At 72.1% G+C, this 18,253-nt stretch carries 22 protein-coding genes; 16 read left to right on the forward strand and 6 right to left on the reverse strand.

The window, feature by feature from the left end; genetic code table 11:
* The first annotated feature begins 77 nt into the window (after window positions 1-77).
* From QSK39_RS10155 to QSK39_RS10195, 9 genes are all read left to right on the forward strand, one after another.
* On the forward strand, window positions 78-977 hold the full coding sequence (locus QSK39_RS10155; protein WP_285477355.1) for an LmeA family phospholipid-binding protein: 900 nt from the start codon (window positions 78-80) through the stop codon (window positions 975-977).
* Between the two features lie 10 nt (window positions 978-987).
* Complete coding sequence (locus tag QSK39_RS10160) at window positions 988-1,440, forward strand: TlpA family protein disulfide reductase (RefSeq protein ID WP_285477356.1); 453 nt, start codon at window positions 988-990, stop codon at window positions 1,438-1,440.
* A 264-nt stretch (window positions 1,441-1,704) separates the two neighbouring features.
* A complete protein-coding gene (locus QSK39_RS10165) occupies window positions 1,705-2,139 on the forward strand; it encodes a DUF4395 domain-containing protein (RefSeq protein WP_285477357.1) in 435 nt (144 codons plus the stop codon).
* An 86-nt stretch (window positions 2,140-2,225) separates the two neighbouring features.
* The gene (locus QSK39_RS10170) at window positions 2,226-3,062 is read left to right on the forward strand and encodes a sulfurtransferase (protein WP_285477358.1); all 837 of its coding nucleotides are present in this window, start codon (window positions 2,226-2,228) and stop codon (window positions 3,060-3,062) included.
* Window positions 3,062-3,373 carry a DUF1416 domain-containing protein gene (locus QSK39_RS10175; protein ID WP_285477359.1) on the forward strand — a complete coding sequence of 104 codons (312 nt, stop codon included), beginning with the start codon at window positions 3,062-3,064 and terminating at the stop codon, window positions 3,371-3,373. The genes QSK39_RS10170 and QSK39_RS10175 overlap by 1 nt, the downstream gene beginning before the upstream one ends.
* 240 nt (window positions 3,374-3,613) lie before the next feature.
* On the forward strand, window positions 3,614-4,228 hold the full coding sequence (locus tag QSK39_RS10180) for a heme-binding beta-barrel domain-containing protein (protein ID WP_285477360.1): 615 nt from the start codon (window positions 3,614-3,616) through the stop codon (window positions 4,226-4,228).
* A 4-nt stretch (window positions 4,229-4,232) separates the two neighbouring features.
* A complete protein-coding gene (locus tag QSK39_RS10185) occupies window positions 4,233-4,829 on the forward strand; it encodes a 5-oxoprolinase subunit B family protein (protein ID WP_285477361.1) in 597 nt (198 codons plus the stop codon).
* Window positions 4,826-5,671, forward strand: a complete 846-nt coding sequence (locus tag QSK39_RS10190) for a 5-oxoprolinase subunit C family protein (RefSeq protein ID WP_285477362.1) — start codon at window positions 4,826-4,828, stop codon at window positions 5,669-5,671. The genes QSK39_RS10185 and QSK39_RS10190 overlap by 4 nt, the downstream gene beginning before the upstream one ends.
* Window positions 5,672-5,769: 98 nt before the next feature.
* Window positions 5,770-6,195 (forward strand): hypothetical protein, encoded by a 426-nt coding sequence (locus QSK39_RS10195; RefSeq protein WP_285477363.1) that lies wholly within the window; start codon window positions 5,770-5,772, stop codon window positions 6,193-6,195.
* Here QSK39_RS10195 and QSK39_RS10200 read toward each other — a convergent pair.
* Window positions 6,174-7,022: an aminodeoxychorismate lyase gene (locus QSK39_RS10200; protein ID WP_285477364.1), complete on the reverse strand. Its 849-nt coding sequence runs from the start codon at window positions 7,020-7,022 to the stop codon at window positions 6,174-6,176. The genes QSK39_RS10195 and QSK39_RS10200 overlap by 22 nt on opposite strands.
* Window positions 7,023-7,053: 31 nt before the next feature.
* Between QSK39_RS10200 and ygfZ the strand changes: the two genes are divergently transcribed.
* The 3 genes from ygfZ to QSK39_RS10215 are packed head-to-tail and all read left to right on the forward strand — an operon-like array spanning window position 7,054 to window position 9,729.
* Entirely contained in the window at window positions 7,054-8,184 is a 1,131-nt protein-coding gene (ygfZ, locus tag QSK39_RS10205; RefSeq protein ID WP_285477365.1) for a CAF17-like 4Fe-4S cluster assembly/insertion protein YgfZ, read from the forward strand.
* Window positions 8,185-8,233: 49 nt separating this feature from the next.
* Window positions 8,234-8,797, forward strand: a complete 564-nt coding sequence (locus QSK39_RS10210) for an RsiG family protein (RefSeq protein ID WP_285477366.1) — start codon at window positions 8,234-8,236, stop codon at window positions 8,795-8,797.
* Complete coding sequence (locus QSK39_RS10215) at window positions 8,794-9,729, forward strand: asparaginase (protein WP_285477367.1); 936 nt, start codon at window positions 8,794-8,796, stop codon at window positions 9,727-9,729. Before QSK39_RS10210 ends, QSK39_RS10215 begins: the two co-directional genes overlap by 4 nt.
* A gap of 28 nt (window positions 9,730-9,757) precedes the next feature.
* On the opposite strand, the gene QSK39_RS10220 is transcribed toward QSK39_RS10215, so the two are convergent.
* A complete protein-coding gene (locus QSK39_RS10220) occupies window positions 9,758-10,654 on the reverse strand; it encodes a DUF8083 family protein (RefSeq protein ID WP_285477368.1) in 897 nt (298 codons plus the stop codon).
* A 207-nt stretch (window positions 10,655-10,861) separates the two neighbouring features.
* On the opposite strand from QSK39_RS10220, the gene QSK39_RS10225 reads away from it, so the two are divergent.
* From QSK39_RS10225 to QSK39_RS10235, 3 genes are all read left to right on the forward strand, one after another.
* Window positions 10,862-11,056: a DUF3073 domain-containing protein gene (locus QSK39_RS10225; RefSeq protein ID WP_285477369.1), complete on the forward strand. Its 195-nt coding sequence runs from the start codon at window positions 10,862-10,864 to the stop codon at window positions 11,054-11,056.
* 126 nt (window positions 11,057-11,182) lie between these two features.
* Entirely contained in the window at window positions 11,183-12,037 is an 855-nt protein-coding gene (locus tag QSK39_RS10230; RefSeq protein ID WP_285477370.1) for a 3-hydroxybutyryl-CoA dehydrogenase, read from the forward strand.
* A gap of 75 nt (window positions 12,038-12,112) precedes the next feature.
* Window positions 12,113-12,931, forward strand: coding sequence for an alpha/beta fold hydrolase (locus tag QSK39_RS10235; protein ID WP_285477371.1), 819 nt, complete (start codon window positions 12,113-12,115; stop codon window positions 12,929-12,931).
* On the opposite strand, the gene QSK39_RS10240 is transcribed toward QSK39_RS10235, so the two are convergent.
* The 4 genes from QSK39_RS10240 to QSK39_RS10255 form a co-directional block, all read right to left on the reverse strand.
* A complete protein-coding gene (locus tag QSK39_RS10240; protein ID WP_285477372.1) occupies window positions 12,913-13,755 on the reverse strand; it encodes an ECF transporter S component in 843 nt (280 codons plus the stop codon). The two genes, QSK39_RS10235 and QSK39_RS10240, sit on opposite strands and share 19 nt — an antisense overlap.
* Window positions 13,756-13,911: 156 nt before the next feature.
* Window positions 13,912-15,522 (reverse strand): ABC transporter ATP-binding protein, encoded by a 1,611-nt coding sequence (locus QSK39_RS10245; protein ID WP_285477373.1) that lies wholly within the window; start codon window positions 15,520-15,522, stop codon window positions 13,912-13,914.
* Window positions 15,519-16,580: a CbiQ family ECF transporter T component gene (locus QSK39_RS10250; protein ID WP_285477374.1), complete on the reverse strand. Its 1,062-nt coding sequence runs from the start codon at window positions 16,578-16,580 to the stop codon at window positions 15,519-15,521. Before QSK39_RS10250 ends, QSK39_RS10245 begins: the two co-directional genes overlap by 4 nt.
* Window positions 16,570-17,199 carry a hypothetical protein gene (locus QSK39_RS10255; RefSeq protein WP_285477375.1) on the reverse strand — a complete coding sequence of 210 codons (630 nt, stop codon included), beginning with the start codon at window positions 17,197-17,199 and terminating at the stop codon, window positions 16,570-16,572. Before QSK39_RS10255 ends, QSK39_RS10250 begins: the two co-directional genes overlap by 11 nt.
* Before the next feature lie 66 nt (window positions 17,200-17,265).
* On the opposite strand from QSK39_RS10255, the gene QSK39_RS10260 reads away from it, so the two are divergent.
* On the forward strand, window positions 17,266-18,171 hold the full coding sequence (locus QSK39_RS10260) for a Gfo/Idh/MocA family protein (RefSeq protein ID WP_285477376.1): 906 nt from the start codon (window positions 17,266-17,268) through the stop codon (window positions 18,169-18,171).
* Window positions 18,172-18,253: the final 82 nt, after the last annotated feature.

Here is an 18,253-nt window from a genome sequence, read left to right on the forward strand (position 1 = left end):
CCCGGCACCTAACCCTTGCTGGATCGATCACACCTGGAGAAACCCCGGTGGACCCGACGAACAGGAGTACGGACGCGATGGTGAGCAGGCCCGTGACCCGGGACGACCGACCCGCACCGAGGCCGGACGCGCGCCGCCGCGGCCGCCGCGCGCGGCGCTGGGTGATCGCGCTCGTCGTTCTGGTGCTGCTGCTGGTCGGTGCCGATTTCGGGGCCGCCGCGTACGCCGAGCACATGATCTCGCAGAAGGCCCGGACGCAGCTGCAGCTGACCGACGACCCCTCGGTGACGATCCACGGCTTCCCGTTCCTCACGCAGGCGCTGGGCGGTGACTACAGTCACATCAGCGTGTCCGCCGCCGGCGTTCCGGTCGGCGACAAGCTCCAGGACGTCGCGCTGAACGCCGAGCTCGAGGACGTCACGGCGCCGCTGTCGGACCTCACCAACGGCAACACGAAGGCGATCACGATCGGCAAGCTGACCGGCGCGGTCACCATCAAGGCCGCCGACCTCGCCCGCGTCGCCCCGCTGGACAAGATCAAGGACCTGCGGATCGAGCCGTCGACCGCCGACTACGTCGAGAACGGCGACAGCGGGCAGAGCGAGCCGACGCCGACCCCGACGACGACCACCGAGGGCCAGGCCGCCCAGGACGAGTCGAGCACCGGCGTCCGCATTTCGGGACACCTTCCGTTCGCGGGCAAGGATCTGGAAATCTTCTGCTTCGCGATGATCGAGGCCGACGCGAAGGACGGGACGATCAACTTCGTCCCCAAGCGGCTGCAGTTCGGGAATGACCAGGAGACCACCGTCGTTCCGGCTGCTGTGCAGAAGGCGCTGATGCCGAACTTCAGCGCTTCGATCAACACGAAGGACCTCCCGCTGTCGGTCACCCCGACCGGCGTGCGGGTGCAGAGCGGATCGGTGACGATCAAGGGCGAGGCGACGAACGTGTCGTTCGCGGAGCTGAGCAAGTAGGAGGCAGCCGGTGACGGGGCTGTGGGTGCTCGTGGCGGTGCTGGTGGCCGGCGTGGCCGCCGGCCTGCTGCTGAAGGCCCGCAACGGCCGGGTTCGCGTGGCGAAGCCCGAGCAGCCCGGCCGCCCGGCGGAGCCCGCCCGTGCGCTGCCCGGCCCCGTCGCCGCCGCCCTCGACCCGGCGTCCGCCGTGACGCTGGTCCAGATCTCCACCACCTTCTGCGCGCCGTGCCGGCACGCGAAGGCCGTGCTCGAGCCCCTGGCCGAGCGCACCGACGGCCTGCACCACGTCGAGCTCGACGTGACGAACCAGCCGGAGGTCGCGCAGTCGCTGTCCGTGCTGCGGACGCCGACCACGATCGCGCTGACCCCGGACGGCCGGGAGCTGCTGCGCGTCGGCGGCGTCCCCAAGGGCCCCGAACTGCTGGACGCGCTGCGGCCGCATCTCACGACTCGGACGCCCTGACCAGGGCATGTCCCACGTGCCGGGAATCGTCCCAAGGTATGAACGTGGTTCCCACTCTGAGGGAGCTCTGGGTACCCTCGCACCCGTGACCGGGCTGACCACCTTCTTGACGCAGCGACGCGCAGTCGACCTCTGCCGCGTCCGCAGCAGCCTGTGTCGCGCTCGCACCGACCGGCGCTGAAGCACGTCCGGTCCCACCCCAGCCTCGATGCCGCTGACGCGTGCCGTTCGCACGCACCCCCTGGAGCTCCTGCTGGAGGAACCATGTCCGCCGGACCGGCCGTCGACCCGCGAGGCCCGCGGTTCGCCGCCATCCTGACCACGATCGTGCTGGCGGTCGTCCTGGTCACCCAGTGGTGGCCGTTGCTGGCGATCCAGACCGTCGTGTTCGCCATCGGCGCGTTCGCCGGGCTGAAGCCGGCGCCCTACTCGATCGTGTACCGCACGCTCGTGGCCCCGCGCCTCGGCCCGACCGACGAGCGGGAGGACGCGGCCCCGCTGCGGTTCGCCCAGGCCGTCGGGTTCGTGTTCGCGCTCGTCGGCACGATCGGCTTTGCCCTCGGCGTCACCCCGCTCGGCATCGTCGCGACGGCGTTCGCGCTCTTCGCGGCCTTCCTCAACGCGGCCTTCGACTTCTGCCTCGGCTGCGAAATGTTCTTGCTGATCAAGCGCTTCACCCCCGCCCGCGCGTCGTCCTGAAGTCCATCCATGCCCCCGCCACCGCCCTCAACGGAAGGCGCTTCGCGCCGCTGTGTTGTTCCGATCCCAGAAAGAGAGTCCGTTCCATGAGCCGTGAAGACGTCCTGGTCACCACCCAGTGGGCCGAGGAGAACCTGGACACCCCCGGCGTCGTGTTCGCCGAGGTCGACGAGGACACCACCGCCTACGACGGAGGCCACATCCGGGGCGCGGTGAAGTTCGACTGGCGGAAGGACCTGCAGGACGGGGTGCGCCGCGACTTCGTCTCCAAGGAGGGCTTCGAGAAGCTCCTGTCGGAGAAGGGCATCTCGAACGACGACCGCGTGATCCTCTACGGCGGCAACAACAACTGGTTCGCCGCCTACGCGTACTGGTACTTCAAGCTGTACGGCCACCAGAACGTCCAGCTGCTCGACGGCGGGCGCAAGAAGTGGGAGCTCGACGGTCGTGAGCTGAACTCCGACGAGGTCAAGCGCGACACCACCGACTACAAGGCCCAAGACCAGGACCTGTCCCTGCGCGCGTTCCGCGACGAGGTCGTCCAGTCCATCGGGTCGAAGAACTTCGTCGACGTCCGGTCGCCGGACGAGTTCTCCGGCAAGCTGCTCGCCCCCGCGCACCTGCCGCAGGAGCAGTCCCAGGTCCCCGGCCACATCCCGGGCGCGCTGAACGTGCCGTGGGCGAAGGTCGCCAACGAGGACGGCACGTTCAAGACCGAGAGCGAGATCGACGAGCTCTACAAGGAGCAGGGCATCGACGCCGGCAAGGGCACCATCGCCTACTGCCGGATCGGCGAGCGGTCGTCCATCGCGTGGTTCGCGCTGCACGAGCTGCTCGGCCACGAGGACGTGAAGAACTACGACGGTTCGTGGACGGAATACGGCTCGCTGGTCGGCGTGCCGGTCGAGTTGGGAGCCAAGTGATGGCGGTTGACGACAGCTGCGGCGCACCGGTCCAGGAGGCCACGCCGGCGGACTACGACACCAAGGGCCAGGTCGTCCTGGCCGGCAAGGTGACCGGCGCGGACGGGCCGGTCGGCGGCGCGTTCGTCCGGCTCCTCGACGGCGGCGGCGACTTCACGGGCGAGGTCGTGTCCTCGGCCGACGGCGACTTCCGCTTCTACGCGGCCCCGGGCGACTGGACGGTGCGCGCGCTGCACCGCACCGGCAACGGCGAAGCGTCGGTGACGGCGGACGGCCCGGGCCTGCACCAGCTGGCCATCTCGGTCGCCTGAGTTCCTTTCACCCGCGAAGGCCTCCCTGCTCCGGCAGGGAGGCCTTCGCGGCGTTCGAGGGCCCCTGGTGGTGACTGTGCTCACCGCGAGCGACCCTGCGCCGGGCCCGATCAGCGGCGGCGGACTATCCTGCTGGGCGTGGAAGCTCTGTTTACGACCTTGCTGGTGCTGGCGGGCGTCGCCATCACGTGGTTCGCCGTGTACGTCGTCTACCGGCTTTACGCGGACCAGCGCTGACCCATGACCGCCAGCGGCGACGACGCCATCGCAGCAGCGGAGATGCGCGCGGGGAGCACCCGGACGCGCAACCTTCCGCTGTGGGACGACCTGCCCATCCCCAACGACACCGCGAACCTGCGCGAGGGGCCGGACCTCAACGACGCCTGCCTCGCGCTGCTGCCGCTCGTCGGCGTGTGGCGCGGTGAGGGCGAGGTCGACTACCCGACCATCGAAGGCCCGCGCAAGTTCGCGCAGCAGCTGACGATCTCCCACGACGGCCGGCCGTTCCTCGTCCACGAGTCGCGCGCCTGGCTGCTGGACGACGACGGCAACGTGATCCGCCCCGCCGCCCGCGAGTCCGGGTTCTGGCGGCCGCAGGCGGACGACACGCTCGAGCTGCTGCTCACGCACAACACGGGCATCGTCGAGCTGTACTACGGCAAGCCGCGCAACCAGACGTCCTGGGAGCTCGGCACCGACGCGGTGATCCGCACGTCCACGGCGAAGGACGTCACCGCGGCCCAGCGGCTGTACGGCCTGATCGAAGGCTCCCTCGGCTACGTCGAGGAACGCGCGATGATGGGCCAGGAGATGCAACCGCACACCTCGGCCCTGCTGCGCCGCGTCGTCGGCTGACGCTGTGCGCTGGCGGCGGTGCGGCGAGGACGCCGCCCTGCTCGACTGCGACTCGCTCGAGCAGATGCGGGCGGCCCACGCGACCGTGTCCGCCGCCCGCCCCGAAGGCGTCGTCGACCTCGTCCCGGGCGCCCGGAGCCTGCTCGTGATCGGCGGGGTCGCGGCCGTGCGGACCCTGCTCGACGGCGCCGACCTGACGCACCCGCCCGCCGGTGAGCCACGCGAAGCCACGCTCGACGTCCGCTACGACGGCGAAGACCTCGCCCTGGTCGCCGCGGACGCCGGGGTGTCCGAGGACGCCGTCGTCTCGCTGCACACCGAAGCCGTCTACACGGTCGCGTTCACCGGGTTCGCGCCCGGGTTCGGCTACCTGACCGGACTTCCGCCGGAGTTGCGGCAGCCGCGGCTGGAGTCCCCGCGCACCCGCGTCCCGGCCGGGTCGGTGGGGCTGGCGGGCGAGTTCACCGGCGTCTACCCGCGCGAGTCGCCGGGTGGCTGGCGGCTGCTCGGCCACACGACGGCGACGCTGTTCGACCCGCACGCCGATCCGCCCGCGCTGTTCGCGCCGGGTGACCGCGTGCGCTTCCGGCGCGTCCGGTGAGGTCCCTGGAAGTCCTCGACCCCGGGCGGTACGCGCTGGTCGAGGACCTGGGCCGGCCCGGCTACGCCCACCTCGGCGTGGCGCCTTCGGGCGCGCTGGACGTCCCGTCGCTGCGGCTCGCGAACCGCCTGGTGGGCAACCCGTCCGGGGCCGCGGGCATCGAAGCGCTCCTCGGCGGGCTCTCGGTGCGGCTCTCGGCGTCCACGACGGTGGCGGTGACCGGCCCGGCGGTCGACGTCCGGGTCGACGGCCGGTCCTTCGGCTCCCACACGCCGGTCCCGGTCCGGGCCGGCCAGACGGTGTCGGTCGGCACGCCCGCGGCCGGCTTGCGCTGCTACCTGGCGTTTTCCGGCGGGATCGCCGTCGAACCGGTACTGGGCAGCCGCTCCCGCGACGTCCTGTCCGGCATCGGGCCCGAGCCGCTGAAGAGCGGAGACGTGCTCCCGCTCGGCGAGCCCGGGATCCCGGTGGGCGCGGACGTCATCGTGCCCGTCGCGGCACCGGGCGAGCTCGTGGTGCCGGTGACGCTCGGCCCTCGCGACGACTGGCTCGACGACCCGGCCGGCGGGCTGTCGGCGTGGTGGACGGTGACCGCCGAGTCGAACCGCGTCGGCCTGCGCCTCGACGGGACGCCGCTGCGCCGGGCCGTCGACGGCGAGCTGCCCAGCGAAGGCGTGGTCACGGGCGCGATCCAGGTGCCGCCGAGCGGGCTGCCGGTGGTGTTCCTCGCCGACCACCCGACGACCGGCGGCTACCCCGTCGCGGCCGTCGTGCGGGCGGGTGCGCTGAGCGCGCTCGCGCAGGCCCGGCCGGGCACCCGGGTGCGGTTCCGGATGTCCTGAAAGTCCTGTACCGCCACGCGAGTGAGACCCAGGTCACGCCGTGCACCCGTCCGCGTGAGGCCTGGAACCATGTCGCGCCGTCGCCCGTCCTCATAGGCGTGGAGAAGGTGACGATCAGCGGTGGCACGGGTTTCCTCGACGTGAACACGCGGGCGCGGGCGGAGCTGCCCCAGTCATTGCGGATCGCGCTGGCCACCGGCCAGCTGCGCCGCCCGCTCGCCACCACGCTCGGCCCGGTCCTCGACCTGCTCGTCGACGGCGACTACCGCGTGAGCGGCCCGGAACGGCTGCCCGAAGACCAGCTGCTCACCCCCACCGACGTCTGGCCGCCGTCCGACGAAGCCCGCGTCGGCTACTACCGGACCGCCATCCGCAGCGGCCACCGCCCGGTCGCGGTCCTGCTGGCCGACGGCGACCGCGAGCTGATCATCGACGGCCACCACAAGATCGCCGCCTACCGCGCCGAAGAGGTCGCCCCGGCCGTCGTCCGGATCAGCCTGGGTCAGGCGTACTCGGCCTCGTAAGCCGCCACGAGCTCGGCGTAGACCGCGGAGGAGTCGGGCAGCCGCTCGCCGTCCAGCGTGTGCACCCGGGTCAGCTTGCGCACGCTCGAAGCCATGAAGACGCCGTCGCCCTCGACGAGGTCGCGGACGGCCAGCGGCTCGACCTTGACCACCCAGCCCGCCTTCTCCGCGCCGCGGAACAGCGCGGCCTGCGTCGTGCCCGGCAGGATGCCGATGCTCGACGGCGGTGTGTAGAGCGTCCGGCCCTTCGCCAGCACCACGGTCGACGTCGGCCCCTCGAGCACCGAACCGTCGGCGGCGGTGAAAATCACATCTTCGGCACCGCGGCGGCCGGCTTCGCGCACCGCGGCCATGTTCATCGCGTACGACAACGGCTTCGCGCCGAGCAGCAGCCAGGGCGCGCGCTCGGCGAGGTCCGGCGGGAAACCGCGGTCGAGGGTGACCACGGCGACGCCCTCGGCGCGGGCCCGCAGGACCGACGGCGAGACCTCGGCACCGAGCGCGAAGCCGGTCGGCACGGCGCCGGGGTCGCCGTCGGAACCCCTGGTGTACACCAGTTTCAGCACCATTTCGGAGCTGTCCGACCACCTTTCGAGCACCAGCGAAACGACGCGCTCCCACGCGCCGAGGTCGGGCTCGGGGAGGTCCAGCATCGCCGCCGAACGGGCCAGCCGCTCGAGGTGCGGACGCAGTTCGCGGGGCCGGCCGTCGACGACCAGGATCGTCTCGAACACGCCGTCGCCGCGCAGCAGACCGAGGTCGTCGACCTTGATCTGGGCGGTGTCGGGGTCGGCCGGGGTTCCGTCCAGGAAGACGAGCACGCGCATGCCGACACGGTACTCACCTAGGCTGGGCGGTATGCCGTACCGCTCGCCGCTGCTGGACGTGCCCGGATCCATTCCGCCGCCTGACGACCACCCGGAAGGCGGCGTCCCCTGGCACTGGGGCGACCCGTTCGCGGAGCAGCGCACGGCGTCGCGCGGCGTGGTCGTGATCGACCGCTCGCACCGGGAGTTCATCGCCGTCACCGGGGAAGAGCGGCTTTCGTGGCTGCACCTGGTGATCTCGCAGCACGTGACCGAGCTGGCCGAGGGCACCGGCACCGAGGCGCTGGTGCTCGACAGCCAGGGCCGCGTCGAGACGCACATGGTCCTCGCGCACCTCGACGGCACCGTGTACCTCGACACCGACCCGGGCACGAGCGTCACCAGCGCGCTGCCCAAGGGCGGCCCCCAGACGCTGCGCGAGTACCTCGAAGCCATGAAGTTCTGGTCCAAGGTGGACATCCGCGACGCGACCGAAGAATTCGCGCTGCTCACCGTGCTCGGCCCGGACGCCGAGCGCGTGCTGAGCGCGGCCGGCGCCGAAGTCGGCCCGGAACCGTACGCGGTCGCGGCGCTGCCGGGCGGTGGCTTCGCGCGGCGGATGCCGTGGCCCGGCCGGTCGAGCGTCGACCTGGCGGTGCCGCGCGACGCGCTCCTCGACTGGTGGAAGCGGCTCACCGACGCCGGTGCCCGCGCGGCCGGCAGCTGGGTGTTCGACGCGCTGCGCGTCGAGTCGCTGCGGCCGCGGCTGGGTGTGGACACCGACGAGCGCACGATCCCGCACGAGGTGAACTGGGTCGGCTCGGCCGCGCACGTCGCGAAGGGCTGCTACCGCGGCCAGGAGACGGTGTCGAAAGTCCACAATGTGGGCCGTCCGCCGCGCAACCTGCTCCTGCTGCACCTGGACGGCTCACCGGAAATCCGGCCGGAGCCCGGCGACCCGGTGCTGCTCGACGGCCGGACGGTCGGTCGCGTCGGCACCGTGATCCAGCACCACGAACTCGGGCCGATCGCGTTGGCGCTGGTCAAGCGGTCGACCCCGGTCGGCGCGGAGCTGCTGGCCGGCTCGGAGGACAACCTCGTCCAGGCGGCGATCGACCCCGACTCCGTCCCGTCGGAGCAGCCCGCGCCGGGCCGCGCGGCGGCGGCGCAACTTCGTGGCTGAACAAAAGCCCCTGACAGCGAGATCACGCTCAACCGGGATAAACTGCGCTGTGATCGAAGTGCGGCCCGGCGGCAGGCGGCGAATCGACCGCGTGCTCGGCCCGGGGTACCTCAGCGGCCTGGGTGAACTGCCGCTGAAGGTGCTGCGCGAGCGGCGCGACGAAGCCGCGCAGGAAGAGACGGACCTGTCCTACCTGCGCCGTCTCCTGCACGCCCGGATCGACATCGTGCGCGCGGAGCAGGCGCGGCGCAGCTCCGGCGGCGAGTCGAGCATCGTCGACCAGCTGGCCACGATCCTCGCGGACAACGCGCTCGGCCCGGCCGCGGGTTCCGGGCGCCACCAGCAGCTGGAGCCGTCGCGGGCCGGCGAGCACCGCCGGCACGCCGAGGCCCTGATCGGCGACACCGATCTCACCGACGTCGAAACCCTGACGGACGAGAAGCTCGCCTCCGCTTTGGACACCTACGCCAGCGAAGAGCTGTCGGTGTCGTCCTTCCGGCGCGAGGTCCAGGGCGTGATGGACACGTTCAACGCGGAGATCGCGAAGCGCTACCAGCAGGGTTCGGCCACTGTGGACGAGCTGCTGGAGAGCGAAGGCGGGCACGGCGAGTGACGAACCCCGTCCTCGCCGAAGTAGTCCGTTCCGGGTTCGTCGAAAGCGTCCACCGCGGCGCGCTGGTGATCACCGGCCCCGAAGGCGACGCGCGCCTGGCCCTCGGCGACGTGGTGTCACCGGTCTTCCCGCGCTCGTCGAACAAGCCGCTGCAGGCCGTCGGGATGCTCCGGTCCGGCCTGGACTTCACGGGCGAAGACCTCGCGCTGGCGTGCGCGTCGCACTCCGGCGAGCCGGGGCACGTGAAGCGGGTCCTCGAGCTGCTCGACGCGGCCGGCCTGCGCGAAGACGACCTCGCGTGCCCACCGGACTTCCCGCTGCACGTGCCGAGCATGCGCGACGCCGCCGAGCCGCGGCGCGTGATGATGAACTGTTCGGGCAAGCACACGGCGATGCTGACGACCTGCGTCCGCGCCGGCTGGCCGACCGCCGGTTACGAGGCCCCGGACCACCCGCTGCAGCAGGCGATCGCCTCTTCCGTCGAGGAACTGACGGGCGAACCGATCGCCCACACGGGAGTCGACGGCTGCGGCGCGCCCCTGTTCGCGTTTTCGCTGACCGGCCTGGCCCGCGCGTTCGGCCGGGTGGCGCTGGCTTCCTCCGGCCCGTCGCAGGCGGTCAGCTCGGCCATGCGCGCGCACCCGTGGCTGGTGGCGGGAACGGGCCGCGAGGACACGGAGCTGATGTCCGCCGTGGACGGTCTGCTGTCGAAGGGCGGCGCGGAGGGCGTCCAGGCGTTCGCCCTCCCGGACGGGTTCGCGGTGGCCATGAAGATCGACGACGGCAACAAGCGCGCGTGCGCCCCGCTGGCGGTCGAGGCGTTGCGGTACCTGGGCGCGGACGTGTCGGAGCTGGCCGGTCTGGCCCACGGCTCGGTCCTGGGCGGCGGACGCCCGGTCGGCGAGGTCCGGGTCCCCGAACTCCGCGGCTGAGCAACGACGCGCGCGCCGGTCGGCGGCGTCAGTTCGAGCGTTCGCGGGACGCCAGGTCGCCCCAGAACTCACGCAGGTCCGAGAACAGCTCCGCCAGCTCCTCGACGTTGCCCGAGCGCAGCGCGTCCAGGATGTCGTGCACCTCGTCGGCCGTGTTGTCGGCCTCGAGGATCGGGTCCGCGAACAGCTGCACCAGCCCGCCGTAGTCGAGCTCGACCACCGAGTCCGCGTGGAAGTTGTCCAGCCACCGCCGCGTCTCGTACAGCACGCGCCCCGGCCCGGAGTCGCCGAACGTCTGCTCCAGCAGCTCGCCCGCCTCGCGCGCCCGGTGCTGCGCGTCGGCGAGGGTGGTGCGCCAGGACACCTCGCGCTTCGGGTCGTCGCGGCCGCTGCCGAGCACCAGCCGCCGCTCGTCCGGCTCGATCAGCACGAACCACGGCAGCGGGACGGTCCAGGTCGTCGACAGCGTGTGCGCCGCCGACGTGCTCAGGTCCGCCATCGCCGACTTCGTCCGCGCGCGGATCGTCTCCTGGGTGAAGCCGCCCTCGTCGAGGACGACGTTCTTCAGCGACGGGTGCGCGTCGCCCAGGAAGGTGACCAGCGCGGCGGCCGAGCGAGCCCGCAGCTCCAGCGGGCTCACGAACGGCCCCTGCCCGGCCTTGCCCTCCGGCACGTCCTCGGCCGCGAGCACCAGGACGTCGGTCAGCAGGCTCGGCGCGGGACGCCCGTCGGCGAGTTCGGCGGGCAGCAGCCGCCTCGGCGCGGCGACCTGTGACTTGAGCCACATGGCCTGCTCGCGCGCCCCCGCGTCGGTGCGCTGCAGCTTGGCCGCCGCGACGGCCGCACGCAGCCGTTCGTCCGGTGGGTCGCCCAGGGCGAGCAGGGGTTCGTACACCCGCAAGTAGGCCACGAAGGGACGGAGCACGAGTAGATCGTGGCACGCCTACCTGCGTCGATCGTCACCGACCGGCCGGTAACCGGCGTCCGGCGGACACTGTCACCACCGGCACACCGTGCCACGTCGCATCGAACCCCCCGGACACGGTACGGTGTGAGCAGGAAAGAATTGTCGAGACGATGCGGGGCCGCCGATTCCCCCGGCCGCCCCGCCCCTGTGCGAGGGGGTCGAGCCATGGGGCGCGGCCGGGCTAAGGCCAAGCAGACGAAGGTGGCGCGCGAGCTCAAGTACAGCTCGCACGAGACCGACTTCGATGCTTTGCAGCGCGAGCTGTCGAGTGGTTCCTCTAGTGGTCACTACGAGGAGACCGATTCCGATAGCGATGATCAAGACCCGTACGACGACGGGTACGACGAGTACCGTCGTTGAGCACGCGTAACCGCGCGAGGGCATAGCTGGACACAATCCAGCGACCGCCCTCGCGCGCTGTGTGCTGCCCACGGTGTTGTCGACAAGGGCACGCGGGGCTGCGAAGCCGATGAACGGAGTGAGCCGGTGGTAAGTCGGGTTGGAGTCGTCGGGGCGGGCCTCATGGGGTCCGGCATCGCCGAGGTGCACGCGCGGTCCGGAGTGGACGTCGTGGTCACCGAGGTGAACCAGCCGGCGCTCGACGCCGGCCGGGCCCGGATCGAGAAGTCGCTGCAACGCGGCGTCAAGAACGGCAAGCTCTCTCCCGAAGACGCCGAGGCGGCGCTGAGCCGGCTCCGCTTCACGACGGACATCGCCGAGTTCGCCGACCGCGAACTGGTCATCGAGGCGATCCTCGAGCAGGAGCAGGCGAAGGTCGACGTCTTCCGCCAGCTCGACAAGATCGTCGAGGCGGAGGACGCGCTGTTCGCGTCCAACACGTCGTCGATCCCGATCATGAAGCTGGGCATGGCGACGAGCCGGCCGCAGCAGGTGGTCGGCATCCACTTCTTCAACCCGGTGCCGGTGCTGCCGCTGGTCGAGCTGGTGCCCTCGCTGCTCACCAGCGAGGAGACCGCCCGCCGCGCGGAGGACCACGCGACGACGGCGCTGGGCAAGACCGTCATCCGGTCGCAGGACCGCGCCGGGTTCATCGTGAACTCGCTGCTGGTGCCGTACCTGCTCTCGGCCATCCGCATGATCGAGTCGGGCTTCGCGTCGGCGGAGGACATCGACCGCGGCATGGAGCTGGGCACCGCCCACCCGATGGGCCCGCTGCGCCTGTCCGACCTGATCGGGCTGGACACGATCAAGGCCATCGCGGACTCGATGTACGCGGAGTTCAAGGAGCCGCTGTACTCGTCGCCGCCGCTGCTGCTGCGCATGGTGGACGCGGGCCTGCTGGGCAAGAAGACCGGCCGGGGCTTCTACTCCTACGGCTGATCGATCTTCGTCACGCCCGGCCGGCACCTTCGCCGGCCGGGCGTTTTAGTGTGCGGAATGCCTTCCTCTCATCGCGTGGCCACGTTCGTCTTCGCCGCCGGCGCCAACGGCGTCTCGGCCGCGCCGAACGAGCTGGTCCTGCGCGGGCACCGCGGTGTCGGCGTCGACCAGCCCGGCCAGCAGTACCGGCACTCCTACCAGGCCCCCCAGGACCTCGCGGCGTTCGCGACGGAACCGTCGGCACTGGCGGGCGTCACGGTCGCCGACCAGGTGGCGGCGACGGTCGAGGTGGTCCGCCGCGCGGCGGCGCACGGCCCGGTGGTGCTGGTCGGCGCCAGCATCGGCGGCGCGATGGTCAGCCTGGTCGCGGACGCGGTACCGGACCTGATCGACCTCCTCGTCTACGACACGGCGTTCTGCTGCGTCGACCTGGCCACCCCGGACGAGTACATGGCCACCCCGGAGGCGGCGGCGTCCCGGGTCGGCGACCTGCTGGGCTTCGTCGCCGCGGACCCGTCGGTGATCGGCGCGGTCCGGTTCAACTGGCGCACGGCCGACCCGAACCTGCTCAAGGCGGCGAAGGAGGCCTTCTTGGCGGAAGGCACGGACGCCGAGTTCTACTCGTTCCTCAACTCGATGGCCCCGGACGACCTCCTCGGCAAGGGCGCGACCCCCGCCCGCGGCGACCACGCCCGGTGGGGTCGGGTGCCGCGGGTGTACGTCCGGCACCTGCGTGACCGGATCGTCCCGCTGGAGCTGCAGGACCGCATGATCCGCGAGGCCGACGCGGCCACGCCTGGCAACCGGTTCCGCGTGTTCGACCTCGACACGAGCCACGTCCCGGACGCCGCCCGCTTCTCCGAGCTGGTGGACATCTACGACACGCTGGTCTGATCGAAGCTCACGGGCGCATCGAAGGCCGCCCGCCTGGCGGCACGCCGCAGCACCGCCAGGACGGCGGGCCCCAGCAGCACGATCGCGACGGCGTTGGTGATCGCGCGGCCGGTGTCCCAGCCGAGGGTCGACGTCAGGACGGTGAAGACGGCGAACCGGTGAAGGTTGTCCGGCAGCGGCGCACCGGGGACGAACCCGAGCCCCGCGGTGGCGCCGACGCTCGTCCCGGCGAGGAACGGCCACGACCACAGGCTCATGAGGAGCCCGAAGAAGTAGGCCGCGAAGACGCCGTATGCCACGAGCATGGCGATTTCCGCCTTACCACGCGGTTTCCGCGGCAGCAGCCCGGCACCGAGCCCGATGAGCGAGGACGCAAGCATCTGAAACGGCAGCCACGGCCCGACGCCGGCGGTGAGCAGAGCGCTGGTGAAGAGCGAAGTCGAACCGAGCACGAACCCGAAGCCGGGCCCGAACACCCGCCCGGCGAGCACGAGCAGGAAGAAGACCAGCTCGATACCCCCGGTCCCGGCCCCGAGCGGCCGCAGCCCGGCGTTGACCGCCGAGAGCACACCGAGCAGGGCGAGCGCTTTGGCATCGATGCCCCCACGCGAGAGTTCGGCGAGGACGACGAGGATCAGCACCGGCAGGGTCGCCATGAACACGAACGGGGCATCGGCGGTGTGCGCGGCTTCGCTCGGCGCGGGGTGCGCGAGCAGGGGCCAGCAGAACATGGCGAGGCCGAGGACGCTCGCGATGCCGAGGACCAGCGCGGGCCGGAGGGCGACGCGGACCGCGCGGGGTGGCGGGTTGAGGAAGTCAGTCATGCCAGCACCTCCGAGAGCGCGCCGCGCACGCGGCAGCCCAAGGCCGGGCCGGCGCGCAAGACAGCTCCACGCCGGCCAGGTCGCACACCGCCGCCGGGGTGAGCCGCAGCTCGCGCCTCCCGGCCCCCCGCCCGCCCCCTCCCTCCGCCTCGCTCCTCATGCCAGCGCTTCCGCGACCTCGTCCACCGTCAGCCATTGCTCCGGTGCCAGGACCTTGGCCACCTGCGGGGCGAACGCCGGCGACGCGACGATCACCTCCTTCGTCGGGCCGTCCGCGACCACCTCACCCTCGGCCATGACCACCACGCGGTGGGCCACCGTGGCCACGAACTCGACGTCATGGGTGGCCAGCAGCACCGCGTGGCCCTGCGAGGCCAGCTCTCGCAGGGTCTCCGCGAAACGCCTCTTCGCGTGGTAGTCCAGGCCGCGGGTGGGCTCGTCGAGCAGCACGACCGGTGGGGCCGATGCCAGCTGGATCGCCAGCACCAGCGCCAGCCGCTGGCCTTCCGAGAGATCGCCGGGGTGCGCTTCACCGGCGATCCCGGGGGCGAGCCGGTCCAGCAAGGCCCGGGCCGTGCCTGCCTGGACCTCCGATTCGGTGTCGGCCTGTGCGCACTCGGCGTCCACCGAATCGAGGTACAGCAGGTCGGCCGGGGTCTGCGGGACCAGCCCGACGCGCTGACGGGCCACTCGTGGCTTGAGCGACGCAGGATCCTCGCCGCCGACGTCGACCTTCCCCGCCAACCTCGGCCCGCTGCCCTGCACCGCCCAGAGAAGCGACGACTTGCCGGAGCCGTTGCGTCCCATCAGCGCGACCACTTCCCCCTGCCCGACGCGCAGGTCCACCCCGCGCACCGCCAGGACATCGCCGTATCGGACCACCACCTCTCTCACGTCCAGTGCTCGACCGGTCACCGAGAGAGTAGAACCCACCACCGACAATTTTCGATCGACGAGTGAGAGCCGGGTCCGCAGCGGCCCCGCGACCCGGCGAGCGTCCCGCACCGACAACGGCAGCGGCGACCACCCCGCCAGCCGCCCGAGCTCGGCGATCGGCGGCGCGATCGACGACGTCGCCAAGATCTCCGACGGCGGTCCGGACCGCACCGAACCGTCTCCCGGCACGTACAGCACCCGGTCCGCGTACTGCGCCACCCGCTCCATTCGGTGCTCCGCGACGACCACCGTCGTCCCGAGGTCGTGCACCAGCCGGGTGATCGCCGCCAGCACGTCCTCGGCCGCCGTCGGGTCCAGCGCCGACGTCGGTTCGTCGAGCACCACGACCGAAGGGTGCGTCGTCAGCACCGAACCGATCGCCACGCGCTGCTGCTGCCCGCCCGACAGAGTCCGAAGTGGACGGTTGCGCAGCTCCGCGATCCCCAGCAGGTCAAGGGTTTCCTCGACGCGCTTGCGCATGACGTCCGGCGCCACCGCGAGCTGCTCCATCGCGTACGCCAGCTCCTCCTCGACGGTGTCGGTCACGAACCCCGACAGCGGGTCCTGCCCGACGACCCCGACGACCGAAGCCAGCTCGCGCGGCGGATGAGCCGCGGTGTCCAGCCCGCCCACCAGCACCCGGCCGGCCAGGCGACCGCCCGTGAAGTGCGGGACGAGCCCGTTGATCGCCCCGAGAAAAGTCGACTTGCCGGCCCCGGTGGGCCCCGCGACCAGGCACAGCTCACCCTCCTCGACCAGCAGCGAGACGTCCGAAAGCACCGGCCGCGCCGCGTCCGGGTAGGTCACCGTGACCCGCGAGAACTCGATCACCGCGTCACCTCCCTCGAAGCGGGCGCCACGAACGCGGGCACCACCGCGACGAGCAGGGACACCACGTGGACCAAGGAAACCTCCGGCCACCGCAACGGGCTCAACGACGGGTACAGGTTCGCCGGATCGACCTGAGCGGAAACGAAGAGCGAAACGCACGACACGATCCCGGCGAGCACGACCACCGTCTCCGGCCACCGCCACGGGTCTGGCCGGTACGCCGTCCGCCGCACGCGCCGTCCGCCGACGACGAACCCCACGACGGCCACCGCCAGTCCCACGGCCAGCAGCGGCACACCGAGCCACGACGACGTCCCGTCGAGCACCCCGTAGACGCCGACGCACACGCCGACCAGCCCGAACAGGACGCAGGAAGCGATCAGCACCCGCACCCCGGGGCTCAGGTACGCCCGGCGCCCGTAGCCCCGGGAGTCCATCGCGGCCGCGAGCCGCAGCGACCGGTCCATCGCGTCCTCCAGCACCGGCACCACGATGCCCTTCACCGCCCGCAGCCCGCGAGTCCGCCCCGCCCGCAGCCGCCGGGCCCGCCGCACGCGCTGCACGCTCTCGACAAGCTGCGGCGCCACCGTCAGCGCGACCGTGACCGCCGTACCCACCTCGTACAATGCCCCGGGAACCGCCTTGAGCAGGCGTTTCGGGTTCGCCAGGGCGTTCGCCGCACCGACGCAGACGACCATCGTCGCCAGGCGCAGGCCGTCGTAGAACCCGCCGAGCAGCGCTTCGGCCGACGTCGGCCCGAGCAGCGACAACCCGGCGGTCAGCGGGATCCGCGGCAGCGCGAGGAGCACGTGGCCGCCGTCCTCGCCGCCGACCAGGATCCGGAACAGCACGCGGGACGCGACGATCAGCGCGCCGACGTACGCGTACAGCCGGAACGCCAGCGCCCACGGCGCGTCACTCCGGCAGTTCGCGACGACGAACCCCGCGACGGCGATGACCAGGCCGAGCAGCAGCGGGTTCGTCGTCCGGCTCGCCGCGACGGCCAGCGCGAGCGCCCAGACCCACCAGGCGCCGGGGTGCAGCGCCCTACTGCGCACGCCGGCGACGGGCGACGACGATCCCGGCGCCGGCGACCACCACGATCACGACGGCGCCGATGACCAGGCCCCACGGGAACGAACTGCCTTCACTCGCCGGAGCGGGAGCCGGCGAAGCGGTCTGACGCACCGGAGCCACCTTCGGCGGCGTCGGCAGGTCGTTCGCCGACTTGGGCCGCGCGAACGCCCAGCCCTCGAACCCGTTCGCGATCGGCTTGGCCGTCTGCGCACCCTCCTGGCTCGACTCCCACTGGCCGCCCGCCGAGGCGTGCCAGTAGCTCCAGTACGCCGTCGCCGACGGCATCCCCGCGCACGATTCGACGTCCGGACCCGGCTTGCCGTCGATCCGGCAGGCCACGGCCAGGCCGTACTTCTGCGAACCGGCGACGTCGACGCCGGCCTCCTGCAGGGCCGCGATGCCGTTCGCGGGCGCGCCGGAGGCGCAGCGGATCAGGGGCTGCGGGCCCAGGTCGCCGAAGTCGACGACCACCGTGACCCCGCCGCCCTCGGCGCAGGAGCCCGCGCTCCCCGTCGCCGACGCGGGCGCGGCCCCGGCGAGGCAGGCGCCCAGCAGCAAGGCACAGACAGCGGAGAAACGGGCGAAGCGCGCGGCGATCATGCAAGAACCATAACCAGCGGCGGACGCGGTTCCGGCGCGACGAGCGACACACCTAGACTGCGGGCCGTGGGACAGCTCATCGCGGACGGACAGCTGCGTGTCGGCCTGATCGGCGCCGGCCCCTGGGCGACGACCATCCACGCGCCCGGCCTGGCGGATCACCCCGGCACGGCGCTGACCGCGGTCTGGGCCCGGCGGCCCGAGGCCGCGCAAACGCTTGCGGACACGCACTGCGCGGCCACTGCGAGCAGCGTCGAGGAGCTGTTCGAGCAGGTCGACGCGGTCGCGCTGGCGGTTCCGCCATCGATCCAGGCCGAACTGGGCGTGCGCGCGGCCGAAGCCGGGAAGCACCTGATCCTCGAGAAGCCGATCGCCGCCGACCTCGCCGGGGCGCGACGGCTGGCCGACGCTGTCGCGGCCGCTGACGTCGCCGCGCTCGTCGTGCTGACCTTGCGGTATTCGGCGCAGACCCAGGAGTGGCTCGCCGGCCTCGCGCAGGCGGGCGGCTGGGCCGGGGGCGGCGCGCGCTGGCTGTCCGGCGCCCTGCTCGGCGGCCAGTACGCGGCGTCGGAGTGGCGGCAGGACGACGGCGGCGCGCTGTTCGACATCGGCCCGCACGCGCTCGACATGCTGGACGCCGCGCTCGGCCCGATCACCGAGGTCGTGGCGGCCCGGCAGAGCCCGGGCGACCTGTGGCACCTGATGCTGGCGCACGAGAACGGCGTGGTCAGCACCGCGACGCTGTCGCTGCGGCTGCCGGTGCAGCCGACCGTCGTCGAGGTCGCCGTCTGGGGGCAGCACGGTTATCGGACACTCGGGCGCAAACCGGGCTCGGCGCAGGAGTCCTACACCGCGCTGCTGGACGACTTCGCGGCGATGATCGCCAGCGGCACCACGACGCACCCCTGCGACGTCCGCCGTGGTCTGCACCTGCAGAACCTCCTCGAGCAGGCCCGGCGGCTGGCCGAGTAGTACACAGGCTCGCATCGCGGGTTTACGTTGTGAAGTAAGGCTTCCTCACAAACTCCCCGAATTCATCCACAGGGTTGTCCAC

It is taken from the genome of Amycolatopsis sp. NBRC 101858 (assembly GCF_030269325.1).
GTDB classification, from domain to species: Bacteria; Actinomycetota; Actinomycetes; order Mycobacteriales; family Pseudonocardiaceae; genus Amycolatopsis; species Amycolatopsis ponsaeliensis.

Bases quoted from the DNA above. Each gene is read 5' to 3' on its own strand.
- QSK39_RS10155 (WP_285477355.1), top strand. From the start codon at position 78: ATGGTGAGCAGGCCCGTGACCCGGGACGACCGACCCGCACCGAGGCCG.
- QSK39_RS10165 (WP_285477357.1), top strand. From the start codon at position 1,705: ATGTCCGCCGGACCGGCCGTCGACCCGCGAGGCCCGCGGTTCGCCGCC.
- QSK39_RS10170 (WP_285477358.1), top strand. From the start codon at position 2,226: ATGAGCCGTGAAGACGTCCTGGTCACCACCCAGTGGGCCGAGGAGAAC.
- QSK39_RS10175 (WP_285477359.1), top strand. From the start codon at position 3,062: ATGGCGGTTGACGACAGCTGCGGCGCACCGGTCCAGGAGGCCACGCCG.
- QSK39_RS10180 (WP_285477360.1), top strand. From the start codon at position 3,614: ATGACCGCCAGCGGCGACGACGCCATCGCAGCAGCGGAGATGCGCGCG.
- QSK39_RS10200 (WP_285477364.1), bottom strand. From the start codon at position 7,022: ATGCGCGTGCTCGTCTTCCTGGACGGAACCCCGGCCGACCCCGACACC.
- ygfZ (WP_285477365.1), top strand. From the start codon at position 7,054: ATGCCGTACCGCTCGCCGCTGCTGGACGTGCCCGGATCCATTCCGCCG.
- QSK39_RS10225 (WP_285477369.1), top strand. From the start codon at position 10,862: ATGGGGCGCGGCCGGGCTAAGGCCAAGCAGACGAAGGTGGCGCGCGAG.
- QSK39_RS10240 (WP_285477372.1), bottom strand. From the start codon at position 13,755: ATGACTGACTTCCTCAACCCGCCACCCCGCGCGGTCCGCGTCGCCCTC.
- QSK39_RS10255 (WP_285477375.1), bottom strand. From the start codon at position 17,199: ATGATCGCCGCGCGCTTCGCCCGTTTCTCCGCTGTCTGTGCCTTGCTG.